The following is a 15,700-nucleotide window of genomic DNA, read 5'->3' on the forward strand; positions in this document are numbered from 1 at the left end:
AGCAAAAACCGACAGCGCTGAACATTCTCGCCGGATGGCGCACTACCGAAGCGCGTCTCGATCTCCGGCTCTATCGGCGTTCGAAAAACTCCCGGATCGCCTGCGAGAGCGCTTCAGGATTCTCCTCTGCCACGTGATGGCCGCTGTCTATGCCGAAGCCGTGCACGTCATCCGCCCAGTTCCGCCAGATGGCGACGGGATCGCCATAGATCTGTTCCATGTCGTCCCGTAGTGACCAGAGGCATAGCATGGGGCAGGTTACTTTCCGACCGGCGTCGCGGTCCTCGCTGTCGTGCAGATGGTCGATGCGGAGGCCGGCGCGGTAATCCTCGATCATCCCGTGGATCACGGCTGGATCGTGGATGATGTCGACAAGATCGTCATAGGCCTGCTTTCCCATCAGCGCCGGCGAGAGTTTGTCGTACCATGCCAAAGGATCGGCCGAGATCGCCCGTTCCGGCTTTTGCGGTTGAGCGAAGAAGAACCAGTGGTACCAGTCTCTCGCAAATTTCCAGTCGGCGCGTTCGAGATGTTCGATCACGGGAATGCCGTCGGCGATTATGAGTCTCTGCACACGGTCGGGATGATCCATCGCCATGCGGAAGGCAGTCAAGCTTCCGCGGTCGTGGCCGGCCACCGCGAAGTTCTCGTGCCCCAGCCTCAGCATCAGTTCAACGAGGGCTTCCGCTTTTGCGCGCTTCGAAGAGCTGCGGCTGTCGGGAGCATCGAGCGGCTGGTAGGAGCGGCCGAAACCGGGAAGGTCGGGGCAGACGATCGTGAAGTGGGGCGACAGCAGATCGCCCACCTTGCCCCAAGTCATATGTGTCCTGGGATGGCCGTGGAGAAGCAAAACGGCCGGTCCCGTTCCGCCGTGACGGACGCGAAGCGATCCCGGCCCGGCGTCAACGGTATCGAGAGAAAAGCCTTCGAACATGCTCAGCTGAGCTTCCCCACACGTTTGGCATAGTCTGAAAACGTTGCCTCTTCGCCCTTCCGATTGGATTCGCCGGCAAGCTGCAGCACGCGGATCGGAAACAGGATCGCCGCCAGATTGGCGCCTGACAGCTCGTGGTCGTCATCCTCCTCGATCGCCTTTTGAGCCTTCGAGAGCGCAGCGTCGATCTCCCCGCGCGTAAGCAGTTGCTTATCGACGATCGCCTCACATATCGAGGCCATCGCCATGATCAGGCCCTTGAGCTGCAGATTGGCGGTATTCATGAGAACTCCCCAGGTGAAGAAAGGATTTCTAGTCCGGTTCGACCGGTCGGATCGTGTCGACCGAGACCGTACCGTCGAGGATACCGCGCTTTATATCGCGTCTGTTCCGATCGATTTCGATCACGGTGTAAAGCTTATCGTCGCGGAAGGCGCTGGCATTGGCTGTCGTCACGTCCTCGGCGGGCGCCGCGTCGACTTCCATGAAATCGAGTTCGCGCGCCGCGGCAACGATCCTGGCATCGCCGGGCGTCCTGGCCGCAACGACGATGACGCCGTGGTTAGGAGCATTGTCCCATCTTGGATCGTCGGGTTCGGCGATGGGCTCCAGCCGATAGATGTTGAGCATCTCGCCGTCAGTGTCGGGCGACGCTTGCGCGGCCGCGTCCTCGATTTGCGCCTGGCTCTCGACCGACGTTCCGAAAGTGGTCGAGCTGGTCGCGTTGTTGATCTCTTCCTTGCCTGTCCTTGAGACGTTCGACATGTCGCTCTCCATTGTCAGGACGGAAACGACAGCCGGCAGCAAAGTGTTCCCGCGCAAGAAAAACCGCAAAGTCCGCCGAGACGGTTTCCGGCGAGCATTTCCGATATCTGCAACTATCAGGCTCATTTTGGGCGGTGAATCATGTTAGGATGGACGCCGGACGGCCCATACCATTTTCTGAGTTGAGCGCTAAATTACCGATCGTCGAAGAGGGGGATTTTCGTGAGCAACCAAACCAGCGAATTCGCGCGCGACAGCGTTGCGGTAGACAGCCTCAATGGGCACGACCCAAAAACGATGGCGTTCGACGACGCCAGCGCGCTTCTGGAAGTCCTCGTCGCGGTCAGGCGCGGCGACTTTTCCGTGCGAATGCGGTCCGACCTGACGGGTCTCACCGGCAAGGTCGCCGATGCCCTCAACGACATCATCGCCGCCAATCAGCGCATGGCCCAGCAGCTCGAGCATGTCGGGCAGGTGGTCGGCCGGGACGGGCGAACGAGCACACGCGTACGCTTCGGCCTGTCGGACGGCTCCTGGTCCGAAATGGAAGGATCGATCAACGGTCTGATCGACGATCTCCTATGGCCGACGACCGCCGTCACGCGCACAATCACAGCGGTCGCCAAGGGAGATCTCTTGCAGACCGTGCCGCTGGATGTCGACGGGCGGCCGCTCAAAGGCGAGTTCCTGCGCTCGGCCGATATCGTCAATACGATGATCAAGCAGCTGAGCGTCTTCACATCGGAAGTGACACGCGTCGCCCGCGAGGTTGGCACGGACGGAAAACTCGGCGGACAGGCGCAGGTTCCGGAAGTGACGGGCGTCTGGAAGGACCTCACCGAAAGCGTGAACTCGATGGCATCGAACCTGACGGCGCAGGTGCGCAACATCGCCGACGTCACGATTGCCGTTGCGAACGGCGACCTTTCCAAGAAGATCACCGTCGATGTACGCGGCGAAATCCTGCAGCTCAAGGAGGCGATCAACACCATGGTCGACCAGCTGAGGTCCTTCGCCTCGGAAGTGACGCGTGTTGCCCGCGAGGTCGGCACCGAAGGCAAACTCGGCGGACAGGCGCTGGTGCCTGGCGTTGCCGGCACCTGGAAGGACCTGACCGACAGCGTCAACGCCATGTGCGGCAACCTGACGGCGCAGGTCCGCAACATTGCCCAGGTGACCACGGCCGTGGCGCGCGGCGACCTGTCGCGCAAGATCACCGTCGACGTCTCGGGCGAAATCCTCGAGCTGAAGGAGACCATCAACACGATGGTCGACCAGCTGAACGGCTTTGCCGGCGAGGTGACGCGCGTGGCGCGTGAAGTCGGCACCGAAGGTCGGCTCGGTGGCCAGGCGCAGGTGCCAGGCGTCGCCGGCACCTGGAAGGACCTCACTGATAACGTCAATTCCATGGCCTCGAACCTGACCGCGCAGGTGCGCAACATTGCCGAGGTCTCGACTGCGATCGCCAATGGCGACCTGTCGAAGAAGATCACGGTGACAGTGTCGGGTGAAATCCTCGAGCTGAAGGAGACGATCAACACGATGGTCGATCAGCTGAACGCCTTCGCTTCAGAAGTGACGCGCGTGGCCCGCGAAGTGGGCACCGAAGGACGGCTCGGCGGCCAGGCCAATGTGCGCGGCGTCGCCGGCACCTGGAAGGATCTGACCGAAAACGTCAATTCGATGGCCGGCAACCTGACGGCGCAGGTCCGCAATATCGCGGACGTCTCGACCGCCATTGCCAATGGCGACCTGTCGAAGAAGATCACCGTCGACGTGAAGGGCGAAATCCTCGAACTGAAAGAAACCATCAACACGATGGTGGACCAGTTGAATGCCTTTGCTTCGGAAGTGACCCGTGTTGCCCGCGAAGTCGGAACGGAGGGCCGGCTCGGCGGCCAAGCTAATGTGCGCGGCGTCGCCGGCACCTGGAAGGACCTGACCGACAGCGTCAATTCCATGGCCTCCAACCTGACCGGGCAGGTGCGCAACATCGCAGAAGTCGCGACCGCCGTCGCCCAGGGAGACCTTTCCAAAAAGATCACGGTGACGGTATCGGGCGAAATCCTCGAACTGAAGGAGACCATCAACACGATGGTCGACCAGCTCAACGGCTTTGCCGGCGAGGTGACGCGTGTGGCGCGCGAGGTCGGCACCGAAGGGCGGCTCGGCGGCCAGGCGAACGTGCTCGGCGTCGCCGGCACCTGGAAGGACTTGACCGACAGCGTCAATTCCATGGCGGGCAACCTGACGGCGCAGGTGCGCAACATCGCCGAAGTCTCGACCGCGATCGCCAATGGCGACCTGTCGAAGAAGATCACGGTGTCGGTCTCGGGCGAAATCCTCGAGCTCAAGGAAACGCTGAACACCATGGTCGATCAGCTGAACCGCTTCGCTTCCGAAGTCACGCGCGTTGCGCGCGAAGTCGGCACCGAGGGCAAGCTCGGCGGCCAGGCGCAGGTGCCGGGTGTTGCAGGCACCTGGAAGGACCTCACTGAAAACGTCAACTCCATGGCCTCCAACCTCACCGGTCAGGTCAGAAACATCGCCGAAGTCACCACGGCCGTGGCGCGCGGCGACCTGTCGCGCAAGATCACCGTCGACGTGAAGGGGGAAATCCTCGAACTGAAGAACACCATCAATACGATGGTGGACCAGCTCAACGCCTTTGCCGGTGAAGTGACGCGCGTCGCCCGCGAAGTCGGCACCGAAGGCAAGCTCGGCGGCCAGGCGCAGGTGCCTGGTGTCGCCGGCACCTGGAAGGACTTGACCGACAGCGTCAACTCCATGGCCGGCAACCTGACGGCGCAGGTGCGCAACATCGCCGAGGTGGCCACCGCGATCGCCAACGGTGACCTGTCGCGCAAGATCACGGTCGACGTGCGCGGGGAAATCCTGCTCTTGAAGGATACGCTGAATACCATGGTCGATCAGCTTCGCTCCTTTGCCGGCGAAGTGACGCGTGTCGCCCGCGAAGTCGGGACCGATGGCAGGCTCGGCGGCCAGGCCGTCGTTCCCGGTGTCGCCGGCACCTGGAAGGACCTTACAGATAACGTCAACCTGCTCGCCGCCAATCTGACGACCCAGGTTCGAAACATCGCCGAAGTCACGACGGCCGTGGCGCGCGGCGACCTGTCGCGCAAGATCACCGTCGACGTGAAGGGGGAAATCCTCGAACTGAAGAACACCATCAACACGATGGTGGACCAGCTCAACGCCTTTGCCGGCGAAGTGACGCGCGTCGCCCGCGAAGTCGGCACCGAAGGCAAGCTCGGCGGCCAGGCGCAGGTGCCTGGTGTTGCCGGCACATGGAAGGACCTGACCGACACCGTCAACGTCATGGCCGCCAACCTGACCGAACAGGTCCGCGGCATCGTCAAGGTGGTGACGGCGGTGGCGAACGGCGACCTCAAGCAGAATCTCACCGTCGCATCGAAGGGTGAGGTGGCCGCCCTTGCCGAAACCATCAACAACATGACCAACACGCTCGCGACCTTTGCCGACCAGGTGACCACGGTTGCGCGTGAGGTGGGCGTGGAAGGCCGCCTCGGCGGTCAGGCGAATGTTCCAGGCACCGCGGGAACCTGGAAGGATTTGACTGGCAACGTCAACCTGCTTGCGGCCAACCTGACGACGCAGGTGCGCGCCATCGCCGAGGTGGCGACCGCCGTCACCAAGGGCGACCTGACGCGCTCGATCAAGGTCGACGCGCGCGGTGAAGTGGCCGAGCTCAAGGACAACATCAACACGATGATCGACAACCTCAGGCTCACCACCGAGCGCAACACCGAGCAGGACTGGCTGAAGACCAACCTTGCGCGCTTCACCAACATGCTGCAGGGGCAGCGCGATCTGACGCTGGTCGGCAAGATGCTGCTGTCGGAGCTGGCGCCGCTGGTTGGCGCCCATCAAGGGGTCATCTACCAGGTGGATGCCGACGAGCGGCAGCCGGTCCTGTCGCTGCTGTCCGTCTACGCGAAAGGCGGCGAGGCGGCGCACCCGGCCCGGCTCGAATTCGGCCAGGGACTTGTCGGCCAGTGCGCCAGCGACGCCCGCCGCATCCTGGTGACCGACCTTCCCGACAACGTCGTTCCGATAAGCTCCGGCGTGTTCACGACCCTGCCGAGAAGCGCCATCGTGCTGCCGGTGCATTTCGAGGGGCAGGTGAAGGCGGTGATCGAGCTTGCCTCCGTAGGCGAATTCACCGAATTGCAGCTGTCCTTCCTCGACCAGTTGACGACATCGATTGGCATCGTCCTCAACTCGATCGAAGCGACCATGCAGACCGAAGGCCTGCTCAAACAGTCCCAGCAGCTCGCCGCCGAGCTTCAGACGCAGCAGCGCGAGTTGCAGCAGACCAACGAGCAGCTCGGGCAGAAGGCGCAGCAGCTGGAGGAGCGCAACGTCGAAGTCGAGGCGAAGAACCAGGAGATCGAGCAGGCCCGGCGCGCGCTGGAAGAAAAGGCAACCGAGCTGGCGCTGACGTCGAAGTACAAATCCGAATTCCTCGCCAACATGTCGCACGAGCTGCGCACGCCTTTGAATTCAATCCTCATTCTCGGCCAGCAGCTGGGGGAAAACCCGGATGGCAACCTCTCGGGCAAACAGGTCGAGTTTGCAAAGACCATCCATGGCGCGGGCACCGATCTGCTGAACCTGATCAGCGACATCCTCGACCTGTCGAAGATCGAGTCCGGAACGGTCTCGGTCGATGCCGAGGAGATCTCCGTCAGCAGCCTGCTCGAAGTCATGGCCCGGCCGTTCCGGCATGAAGCCGAAAATCGCAACCTGTCGTTCGCAGTCGAGGTCGGCGCCGATATCACCAAGAGCATCATCACGGATTCGAAGCGCCTGCAGCAGATCCTCAAGAACCTGCTGTCGAACGCCTTCAAATTCACCGCACAGGGCGGTGTGACGCTTCGCGTCGCATCGGCAACGAGCGGCTGGTCGTCCGACCATCCCTCGCTCAAACACGCGCCTTCGGTCATCGCCTTCGAAGTCGTCGATACCGGCATCGGCATACCACCTGAAAAGCAGCGCATCATTTTCGAGGCGTTCCAGCAGGCGGATGCCTCGACAAGCCGCAAATATGGCGGCACCGGCCTTGGCCTGGCGATCAGCCGCGAACTGGCAAACCTGCTCGGTGGCGAGATCCAGTTGCGCAGCACCCCTGGTGTCGGCAGCACCTTCGTTCTCTACCTGCCGCTCACCTATGTCGGCGCCGGCGCGGTTGCGCCGAAAGCCGTTCCGCCGGCAAATGTCGTGGAATTCGCCGAGGCGGCAGCAAACCGCCGCGCCGAAAAGCCGGCTGAACATGTCGAAGACGATCGCCATCAGATAGCGGCCGGCGACTCGGTGCTGCTCGTCGTCGAGGACGATGCGCATTACGCCCGCGTCCTGGTGGATCTTGCCCGCGACAATGGATTCAAGGTTCTGGTGGCGATGCGCGGCAGCGATGCGCTCGCACTCGCGCAGGACTACAGGCCGGCGGCGATCTCGCTCGACATCTTTCTGCCCGACATGCTCGGCTGGACGGTGCTGAGCCAGCTCAAGCAGAATCCGCAGACGCGGCATATTCCGGTCCAGATCATCAGCCTCGACGAGGATCGTCAGCACGGGCTGACCCGCGGCGCCTTCGCCTTCATGAGCAAGCCGACGACGCCGGAAGGCCTCGGCAAGGCACTGTCGCGATTGAAGGCCTATGCACAACCGCGCCGCAAGCATCTGCTGCTCGTGGAAGACAACGAAGCCGAGCGTCTGAGTGTCACCGCCCTTCTCGGACATGACGACATCGACATCACCAGCGTCGGCTCCGGATCCGATGCTCTCGCCGCCCTTCGGCAGAATTCCACCGACTGCGTGGTGCTCGACCTTTCCCTTCCCGACATGTCCGGCTTCGACGTGCTGGAGCAGATACGCGACGACGCCGAGATCGGCGAGGTGCCGGTGGTCGTGTTCACCGGCCGGGAGCTTTCCGCCGAGGAAGACGCGGCGCTGCACAGCATGGCGCGCAGCGTCGTGGTGAAGGGGGTGGAGTCGCCCGAACGTCTCCTGGATGAGACGGCCCTGTTCCTGCACCGGGTGGTCGCCGACCTACCGGCCGCAAAGCAGGCGACGCTGCAAGAACTGCACAGCTCGGACGAGGATCTGGTCGGCGAGACCGTGCTGCTCGTCGACGACGACGCCCGCAACATCTTCGCGCTGAGCAGCGTTCTCGAACGCCGGGGAATGAAAGTCCTGACCGCGACGACCGGCAGTGAAGCCATCGACGTCATCAACAACGAACCCTCTGTGGCGATCGTGCTGATGGACATCATGATGCCTGGAATGGACGGCTACGAGACGATGCAGGTCATCCGTTCGGAGCCCCGGTTCCGGCGGTTGCCGATCGTGGCGCTAACGGCGAAGGCAATGAAGGGCGACCGCGAGAAATGCCTGGAAGCGGGCGCGTCCGACTATCTGGCGAAGCCGGTCAATACCGAACAGCTTCTGTCGGCTCTTCGCATGTGGCTGCATCGCTGAGGATCTGGCCATGAACCCCGTCAACATCCTCCTCGTCGACGACCAGCCGGCAAAGCTCCTGAGTTACGAGGTCATTCTCGAAGAGCTCGAGGAAAACCTCATCAAGGCGCAATCCGCTCGCGAAGCTTTCGAACATCTGTTGCGCACCGAAATCGCGGTGATCCTCGTCGATGTCTGCATGCCCGAACAGGACGGGTTCGAACTCGTCAGCATGATCCGGCAGCATCCGCGCTATCAGAACACGCCGATCATCTTTGTCTCCGCCGTCATGCTGGCGGAACCCGACCGGCTGCGCGGCTATGCGGTGGGCGCGGTGGACTACGTTTCCGTCCCGATCGTCCCCGAGGTGCTGAGAGCCAAGGTGCGGGTCTTTGCCGATCTTTACAGGAAGACGAGGGAACTCGAACGCCTGAACGCCGAGCTGGAGGCCCGCGTTCACCAGCGCACCGCTGAGCTCGAGGCCTCGGCAGCGCAGTTGCGTGAGCTCAATGAGGAACTCGAGCACCGGATCGATCAACGGACGCGGGAGCGCGAAGAGGCGCTTGCGCAGCTGTTCGAGGCGCAGAAGCTCGACACGATCGGCCATCTGACGGGTGGCGTGGCCCACGACTTCAATAACCTCTTGATGGCAGTTCTCGGCAGCCTCAACCTTCTGAAGAAGCGGCTTCCTGCCGATGAACGCAGTGAACGCCTGGTGACGAATGCGATACAGGCGGCCGAGCGCGGCACCGCGCTGACCCAGCGCCTGCTTGCCTTCGCACGACGCCAGGAACTCAAGCCGCAGGCGGTCGACTTCTTCAGACTGTTCGAAAACGTCGAGGATCTTCTCGCCAAGGCGGTAGGGCCGCGCATCGAAATCCGCAAAAGCATACCGGCGGATCTGGCGCCCCTCCTGGTCGACAGCAACCAGCTGGAACTGGCGCTGCTCAACCTGTTCGTCAATGCGCGGGATGCGCTCGAAAGTGGCGGAGCCGTGACGGTTGCCGCGGCGGCAGCCGAAGACGCCCGCCCGGCCGGGCTCGCGGGCGGAAATTACATCAGGATATCGGTGTCGGACGATGGCGAGGGGATGGACGAGGCAACGGTCTCGCGTGCCGCCGAACCGTTTTTCACCACCAAGGGGGTCGGCAAGGGCACCGGTCTCGGTCTGTCGATGGTGCATGGCCTGGCGGCGCAATCCGGCGGCTCGATCCAGATATCGAGCGTCCGGGGCAAGGGCACGACCGTTTCCCTGTGGCTGCCCGTTGCCGAAACCTTCGTCAAGGTGCAGCCTCCCGTCGAGCCTCCGGCGACGGAGCCTTTGAAACCGGCGTCGCGGCCGCTTGCTATTCTCGTTGTCGATGACGACGCCCTTGTCAGGACCGGAACCGTGGCGATGCTGGAGGATCTCGGGCACCTGCCGCAAGAGGCGTCGTCCGCTTCCCAGGCTTTGGAATTCTTTGCCGACGGGCAGGGTTGCGATCTCGTCATCACCGATCATGCCATGCCGGGCATGACGGGCGCCGAGCTTGCGCGTCACCTCCGCTCCTCCTTTCCAGGCCTGCCCATCATCCTGGCCTCGGGCTATGCCGAGTTTTCCGAAGACCATGGTCTCGGCCGGATGCTGCGGATGAAGAAGCCATTCACGCAGGAACAGCTTCAGACAGCGATGGATCAGGCGCTCTCGGGCAAAGTCGCGGCGGCTTGATCGAAGTGGGGGTGTGCCGGGCGTATTGCGTTCTGGGCCGGCTCTAACTCTCGTCGCTTTCAAACCGCTGCCCGGCATAGAGGATGCGGAGAACAACAACCTCGGTGGGCTCAACCACGAACGCCACGCTTGCACGGCGCTCGAAACCGACATTGCGTAACCCGGGTCGGACATGATCGCGGACGCTGCCGCGCTCAGGGTGCGCTTCGAATCCACTTACAAAGGTCTTGATGCGGGCCACGTAATCGCGGGCGACGATAGAAGATGCGGATGTCTTGCGGACGAAATTGTAGATACCCGCCAAATCCAATTCCGCCTCATCAGTGAGGCGGATACTATAGCGCTTCATCAATCTTCTTCCCGATCGATTTCCTCCATGCGCGCTTCGAGGCGCTTCCAGACCTCATCGAGGGGCTTGGCCTTAGTGGGATCGGCCTTGTAGGCATCATAGGTGGCCGCAACTTCTGTTTGCAGCCAATGCTCGACGGCATTCTCGCGTTCCTGCAAAGCCCGAAGTCCTTCGCGTATGACTTCGCTCTCCGAGGCGTAATCACCGTTAGACACCCGCTGTTTAACGCGCTTCGCCATTTCCACGGGCAACGTGATGCTCATTTGTTGCGTCGAACGCATCGATTACACTCCTATTTGTTGCAGGTTTATAGCACGTGATAGGATAAAATCCTACTCCGGATAGGATGGAATCATACTCTTCGGGTATGTGCCGGCGGGGCACCTCGCGACGGTGGCCGCTCTTGCGCTCTCCGTGCCTGCGAAACTTTTTGCCCTGACAAAAGTTACCTAGATCCTATCCCCATTTCATCGAAGGCTTCCTTTGACCAAAATGACGTTCGGCCCCGCATTCACCGAAGAGGGCATTCTGTTTCGCCTCTGGGCTCCCCTGCATGAAAGCGTGTCGCTGAATCTCGAAGGCGCTGATCCGCGGCCGATGCAGGCGGCCGAAGGCGGCTGGCATCATTATACGGTCGCCGACGCTCGTCCCGGCACGCGTTACCGCTTCGTCCTGCCGGACGGTCTTGAAATTCCCGATCCCGCCTCGCGGTTTCAGCCGCAGGATGTGCACGGGCCGAGCGAAGCAGTCGACCTTTCCCTCTATCGCTGGAAGAGAAGCGATTGGACCGGACGGCCTTGGGAAGAGATGGTGATCTACGAGATGCATATCGGCTGCTTCACGCCGGAGGGTACTTTCAAGGCCGCGATCGAGCGGCTCGACCATCTGCAGGCGCTGGGCGTTACGGCGCTGCAGATCATGCCGCTGAGTGAATTTCCCGGCCGTTACAGCTGGGGTTATGATGGCGTGCTTCCCTATGCTCCAGACAGCAGCTATGGCCGGCCGGAAGATTTCATGGCGCTGGTGGACGCTGCGCACCAGCGCGGCATCTCGGTTTTCCTGGACGTGGTCTACAATCACTTCGGGCCTGATGGGAACTATATCCCCGCCTATGCGCCGCTCTTTACCGACCATCACAAGACGCCCTGGGGCAACGGCATCAACTACGATGGCGACGGATCGGAGATGATCCGCGAGTTCATCATCCAGAATGCCATCTACTGGATCACCGAGTTCAGGCTCGACGGTTTCCGCTTCGATGCCGTTCACGCCATCAAGGATGACAGCGCCGAGCATCTGCTTCACGCGCTTGCCCGCCGCGTCAGGGCGGCGGCCGGCGACCGGCATGTTCATCTGATCGTCGAAAACGAGGAGAACGACAGCGACCTGTTGACGCGTGACGAAAACGGGGAAGTGAAGCTGTTCACCGCTCAGTGGAACGACGACGTGCACCATGTTCTGCATATCACCGCCACCGGCGAAACCTTCGGCTATTATGCCGATTACGCCGGTGACGCCGGCAAGCTCGGCCGGGCGCTGGCGGAAGGCTTCGTCTTTCAGGGGGAACACATGCCCTACCGCGGCGCAAGCCGCGGCAGGCCGAGCGGCCATCTCCCGCCCACCGCTTTCATTTCCTTCATTCAAAACCATGACCAGATCGGCAACAGGGCGCTGGGGGATCGGGTTCTGGCTTCGAGCCCTGCTGATGTTGTCAAGACTGTCGCCGCCATCTATCTGCTGGCGCCGGAGATCCCGATGCTGTTCATGGGGGAGGAATGGGGTGCCAGAGAGCCTTTCCCCTTCTTCTGCGATTTCGACGAGGATTTGAACGAGAAGGTCAGGAAAGGCCGTCGCGAGGAGCTTTCCCGTCTCCCGGGCTTCGACGCCGACGACCTTCTCGACCCGACGGCGCCATCGACCTTCGCCGCCGCCAAGCTGGACTGGTCGAAACTCGCCTCTTCCGAGGTCCTTGATTTTTACAGGGCGCTTCTCGACCTTCGACACCTAAGGATCGTGCCTTTGCTGAAAGGCGCTGGCGCCGGGAACGCGGTCTATCGCTCGGCGGGAACTGCGCTCGCGGTGGATTGGACCCTGGCGCAAAACCGGCGTCTTCATCTGCACGCCAACCTCGGCGCCGAGGCGGCGCCGCTAGTCTCGCAACGAGATGACGGCGAGACGATCTTCCGTCTTGGCGGCAGCGACGGTGGCAATCTCGCGCCCTGGACGGTGATCTGGAGCATCGGCGAGGCTTGATGGCGCGCTGATAGGAAGGCGATCGAACGATGAAATCTGCTGAGCTCGACAAGCTCGCCCGCCGGCACGGCATCAGCCTGACCAGGCCCAGTCCCGACAATCGGGAGGTGGCGATATCAGGCGAGACCAAACGCAAGATCCTCCAGGCACTGAAGATCGACTTGCCGGCAGCGGCCGATCCCGGGAACGGCGCGCCGCGGCGGGAGCTCAAGCCGGCGGCTAAGAAGATCGCCAGGTCATTTCTGCCGGATTTCCTTTCCGGCACGCGGGTTTGGGGCGTGAGCCTGCAGCTTTACGAACTCCGTTCGGCGCGCAACTGGGGCATAGGAGATTTCGAAGATTTGTCGGATATGGCGGATCTCGCGGGATCGCTGGGCGCCGACTTCATCGGCCTCACCCCGCTTCACGCGCCGTTTCTCGCCGATCCCGACCGTTGCAGCCCCTATGAGCCCTCGAGCCGCCAGCATCTCAACCCGCTCTATATCGCGGTCGACCGGGTGCCGGGTTTTGCCTCCAGCCCCGAACTCGAACAGCAATGGACCAACCTTCGCCAGACCGATCTCGTCGACTACATTGGCGTCGCACAGATAAAGCTGAGGGCCCTACGCGATCTCTGGCCGGCCTGGCGACAGCGCAGCGTGATCGACGGCGCCTATGATCCGGCCGATTTCGATGCCTTCGCCGCGCAAGGCGGAAACAGCCTGCGGCTGCACGCACTTTTCGAATGCCTCTCATTTTCCATGGTCGAGCGCGGGGCAGGCGCCGGCTGGCACCGTTGGCCGTCCGATTTCCAGCGCTTCGATAGCGCCGCCGTCGCCGAATTCGAGCGTGGACACGCGGACGATGTCCGTTTCCACATGTGGCTGCAATGGCTCGCCCACCGGCAGCTGACGCAGGCGGCGGACCGGGCGCGGAAGGCCGGCCTGCGGATCGGGCTCTATCTCGATCTAGCCGTCGGGGAGGCGGTCGACGGCTCGGCGACATGGAGCGAGCCGGATACCTATATCTCGAAGGCCACCATCGGCAGTCCACCCGATCCATTCGCCGTCGACGGGCAGGACTGGCACCTTGCCGGATACTTGCCTTCCGCGATCGCGGCAGGAGAAATGTCGCCTTTCCGCCGCATGGTGAGCGCTGCCATGCGATATGCGGGCGCCATCCGCATCGACCACGCCGCAGCACTTCGCCGCCTCTTCCTGGTGCCATTGGGCAGCAGGCCGGACGGCGGCGCCTATGTCCGCTATCCTGAGGAGGCGCTTCTGCAGATCCTCGCCGAAGTGTCCGCAGAGCATCGATGCATCGTCATCGGAGAAGATCTGGGGCTGATCCCCAAAGGATTGCAGGATGATCTCGCGGCGGCCCGCATTCTCTCCTACCGCATCCTTTCCTATGAACAGGACGAGAAGGGCTTCAAGCCGGCGGACGTCTATCCCGTTCTGGCTTTGGCCTGCATTTCGACGCACGACCACCAGACCCTTGCCGGCTGGTGGCGCGGCGCCGACATTCAGGCCCGGTGCGACCACGGCATCGTGCCGCCAGATCTTACCGAAAGACATCTCGAACACCGTAAGCGCGAGCGGAGCAGCCTAAAAGCGGCGCTCAAGACGGCCGACCTCGACCTGCCCGCCGGGCTTACCGCGCGGGCAAGTCGCGAAACGCTGCGGGAACTGACCGTCAGCGCCTATCGCTTCATTGCCAGGACTCCGTCGCTTCTCGTCGCCGTCCGCCTTGCTGATCTCACCGATGAGAAAAAGCCGACCAATATCCCAGGCACGAGCGACAGCTATCCGAACTGGAGGCCGAAGCTGTCGGTGTTGCTCGAGGATATGACGTCGAGCCCGCTACTCGAGCGCGTAACGGCGGCGATGCGAGAAGAAAGGCCACAAAATCGATTGGGGAGGGAACGACTGGAAGGCGGGCGGATTCTGAATAGGCAAGGATAAGGATCGTCGAGATGATTTCTAAGAAACAGCTGGTCGAAGTCGCCGTGGATACCGAAGAAGAGCGAGTCGCGCTGGGCATCATGAACGCCAAACAGGCGCTCGCGTTTTCCTGATGATCTCGATGTGGAGGTTTCGCATCCCGATCCGGGCAAAACCGATCGTTTCATTCACAAGGACGAACTGCACCGGCGTCTGGACAAATCGTAGGAAAGCCCGCCCTTTTCGCTTCCGCTGTCGCGGATTTCTCTTTCAGGCGGAACCTCCGCGGCTTTGGATTGTTTGACCTGATAACCGAAGGGAGAAAGACCATGGCACATGCCGACCGGAAACATATTGGCGCCGGCGCGAAAGGAAAGCGCGATGGCAGCGGCGCGATGACGGACCTCAACGACGAGCAGGTTCCCGAAAATGCGGTCCTTTCGAACCGTGACAAGACGCAGCACTCCAAGGAGCGCGGCCTCGACGGCAAGTCAATTCAAACCGAACAATATTCGGATCACAGCTCCAATCGAGATCCAGACTGAGGAGAGGCGCGATGAGCAGCAGGTTACCCCCTGTTCCAGCCGAAAATGCCAGCAGTAAGGGTGCAGGCAAGCCGGCAAAGACCAACGCAGAGGATGCCGTGACGGCAAGCGGCGGCGAGAATCCCGACAAGAAGGGCCAGCAAGGAAACACCAAGATCAACACGACCCATCAGGGTTACCAGCAAGACCGGTAGGAGGCACCGATGTCTACATCGAAGAAGAGCCCGTCGACCATCCGTCAGGGCGGCCCCGGCGCGTCGCATGAGAACGCCAAGGCTCCGCTCGAAATTCCGAAGCCGCCGGCGGAGCCGGACAGGCGCACGCAAAGCAAGGTCTCCGGCGGTGGGGGTGAGCATGATCGCCACCACAGCCATGACCCGCAGCGAAAGTGAGGGGCAGGCGTAGCGGCGGAATCTGATCAGCCGAAGGCATGAGGTCCTTCCGCATCACATGACCAACATGATGGAACACAGACCATGACGACCGCATTCATTATTGTTGCATTGGCTCTCATCGTTATCTTCGCCGGCCCGACATTGTTGTTTATCTGTGTCGGCTATGCCGATTATATGCTTGAGCGGCGCAAACATCTGATTGCGCTGAAGCACGCTGTGAAGCGTCGCAGCGATGAGCTTTAGCGGCTGCGGCTGACGCCACTGCCGACTCGGTCCTGGCGCCAGCACCGCCGGGACGCTCATGCTGCGTGCGGATGTTCTTCCTGCG

General features: G+C 62.0%; 13 protein-coding genes. 8 read left to right on the forward strand and 5 right to left on the reverse strand.

Annotation, left to right across the window (positions count from 1 at the left end; all coding sequences use genetic code 11):
- Positions 1-70: 70 nt before the first annotated feature.
- Genes RWK44_RS01760 through RWK44_RS01770 form a run of 3 tightly spaced genes read right to left on the reverse strand, consistent with a single transcriptional unit; the run spans position 71 to position 1,711 of the window.
- Positions 71-934 carry an alpha/beta fold hydrolase gene (locus tag RWK44_RS01760; RefSeq protein ID WP_222060761.1) on the reverse strand — a complete coding sequence of 288 codons (864 nt, stop codon included), beginning with the start codon at positions 932-934 and terminating at the stop codon, positions 71-73.
- A 2-nt stretch (positions 935-936) separates the two neighbouring features.
- Complete coding sequence (locus RWK44_RS01765; protein WP_025397196.1) at positions 937-1,218, reverse strand: hypothetical protein; 282 nt, start codon at positions 1,216-1,218, stop codon at positions 937-939.
- A 28-nt stretch (positions 1,219-1,246) separates the two neighbouring features.
- Entirely contained in the window at positions 1,247-1,711 is a 465-nt protein-coding gene (locus tag RWK44_RS01770; RefSeq protein ID WP_168255821.1) for a hypothetical protein, read from the reverse strand.
- Positions 1,712-1,921: 210 nt separating this feature from the next.
- On the opposite strand from RWK44_RS01770, the gene RWK44_RS01775 reads away from it, so the two are divergent.
- Positions 1,922-8,221: a HAMP domain-containing protein gene (locus RWK44_RS01775; RefSeq protein WP_221946426.1), complete on the forward strand. Its 6,300-nt coding sequence runs from the start codon at positions 1,922-1,924 to the stop codon at positions 8,219-8,221.
- A gap of 10 nt (positions 8,222-8,231) precedes the next feature.
- Positions 8,232-9,908, forward strand: coding sequence for a response regulator (locus RWK44_RS01780; protein ID WP_131662721.1), 1,677 nt, complete (start codon positions 8,232-8,234; stop codon positions 9,906-9,908).
- Between the two features lie 43 nt (positions 9,909-9,951).
- On the opposite strand, the gene RWK44_RS01785 is transcribed toward RWK44_RS01780, so the two are convergent.
- Both RWK44_RS01785 and RWK44_RS01790 read right to left on the reverse strand, forming a co-directional pair.
- The gene (locus RWK44_RS01785; protein ID WP_168280922.1) at positions 9,952-10,257 is read right to left on the reverse strand and encodes a type II toxin-antitoxin system RelE/ParE family toxin; all 306 of its coding nucleotides are present in this window, start codon (positions 10,255-10,257) and stop codon (positions 9,952-9,954) included.
- A complete protein-coding gene (locus tag RWK44_RS01790) occupies positions 10,257-10,538 on the reverse strand; it encodes a type II toxin-antitoxin system ParD family antitoxin (protein ID WP_131641277.1) in 282 nt (93 codons plus the stop codon). The genes RWK44_RS01785 and RWK44_RS01790 overlap by 1 nt, the downstream gene beginning before the upstream one ends.
- A 202-nt stretch (positions 10,539-10,740) precedes the next feature.
- On the opposite strand from RWK44_RS01790, the gene treZ reads away from it, so the two are divergent.
- The 6 genes from treZ (at position 10,741) to RWK44_RS01820 (ending at position 15,615) form a co-directional block, all read left to right on the forward strand.
- On the forward strand, positions 10,741-12,510 hold the full coding sequence (gene treZ / locus RWK44_RS01795) for a malto-oligosyltrehalose trehalohydrolase (protein WP_168280921.1): 1,770 nt from the start codon (positions 10,741-10,743) through the stop codon (positions 12,508-12,510).
- A gap of 29 nt (positions 12,511-12,539) precedes the next feature.
- A complete protein-coding gene (gene malQ / locus RWK44_RS01800; protein ID WP_316028281.1) occupies positions 12,540-14,453 on the forward strand; it encodes a 4-alpha-glucanotransferase in 1,914 nt (637 codons plus the stop codon).
- A gap of 308 nt (positions 14,454-14,761) precedes the next feature.
- Positions 14,762-14,977, forward strand: coding sequence for a hypothetical protein (locus tag RWK44_RS01805; RefSeq protein ID WP_077976908.1), 216 nt, complete (start codon positions 14,762-14,764; stop codon positions 14,975-14,977).
- 11 nt (positions 14,978-14,988) lie between these two features.
- On the forward strand, positions 14,989-15,171 hold the full coding sequence (locus tag RWK44_RS01810; protein ID WP_168337423.1) for a hypothetical protein: 183 nt from the start codon (positions 14,989-14,991) through the stop codon (positions 15,169-15,171).
- Positions 15,172-15,180: 9 nt separating this feature from the next.
- Complete coding sequence (locus tag RWK44_RS01815) at positions 15,181-15,369, forward strand: hypothetical protein (RefSeq protein WP_077976910.1); 189 nt, start codon at positions 15,181-15,183, stop codon at positions 15,367-15,369.
- Between the two features lie 84 nt (positions 15,370-15,453).
- A complete protein-coding gene (locus RWK44_RS01820; protein ID WP_165503757.1) occupies positions 15,454-15,615 on the forward strand; it encodes a hypothetical protein in 162 nt (53 codons plus the stop codon).
- Positions 15,616-15,700: the final 85 nt, after the last annotated feature.

Source organism: Rhizobium sp. 25PS6, assembly GCF_032464655.1.
Taxonomy (GTDB): Bacteria; Pseudomonadota; Alphaproteobacteria; order Rhizobiales; family Rhizobiaceae; genus Rhizobium; species Rhizobium laguerreae.

Bases quoted from the DNA above. Each gene is read 5' to 3' on its own strand.
- RWK44_RS01820 (WP_165503757.1), top strand. From the start codon at position 15,454: ATGACGACCGCATTCATTATTGTTGCATTGGCTCTCATCGTTATCTTC.
- RWK44_RS01815 (WP_077976910.1), top strand. From the start codon at position 15,181: ATGTCTACATCGAAGAAGAGCCCGTCGACCATCCGTCAGGGCGGCCCC.
- RWK44_RS01785 (WP_168280922.1), bottom strand. From the start codon at position 10,257: ATGAAGCGCTATAGTATCCGCCTCACTGATGAGGCGGAATTGGATTTG.
- RWK44_RS01780 (WP_131662721.1), top strand. From the start codon at position 8,232: ATGAACCCCGTCAACATCCTCCTCGTCGACGACCAGCCGGCAAAGCTC.
- RWK44_RS01760 (WP_222060761.1), bottom strand. From the start codon at position 934: ATGTTCGAAGGCTTTTCTCTCGATACCGTTGACGCCGGGCCGGGATCG.
- RWK44_RS01765 (WP_025397196.1), bottom strand. From the start codon at position 1,218: ATGAATACCGCCAATCTGCAGCTCAAGGGCCTGATCATGGCGATGGCC.
- malQ (WP_316028281.1), top strand. From the start codon at position 12,540: ATGAAATCTGCTGAGCTCGACAAGCTCGCCCGCCGGCACGGCATCAGC.
- RWK44_RS01810 (WP_168337423.1), top strand. From the start codon at position 14,989: ATGAGCAGCAGGTTACCCCCTGTTCCAGCCGAAAATGCCAGCAGTAAG.
- RWK44_RS01790 (WP_131641277.1), bottom strand. From the start codon at position 10,538: ATGCGTTCGACGCAACAAATGAGCATCACGTTGCCCGTGGAAATGGCG.
- RWK44_RS01770 (WP_168255821.1), bottom strand. From the start codon at position 1,711: ATGGAGAGCGACATGTCGAACGTCTCAAGGACAGGCAAGGAAGAGATC.
- RWK44_RS01805 (WP_077976908.1), top strand. From the start codon at position 14,762: ATGGCACATGCCGACCGGAAACATATTGGCGCCGGCGCGAAAGGAAAG.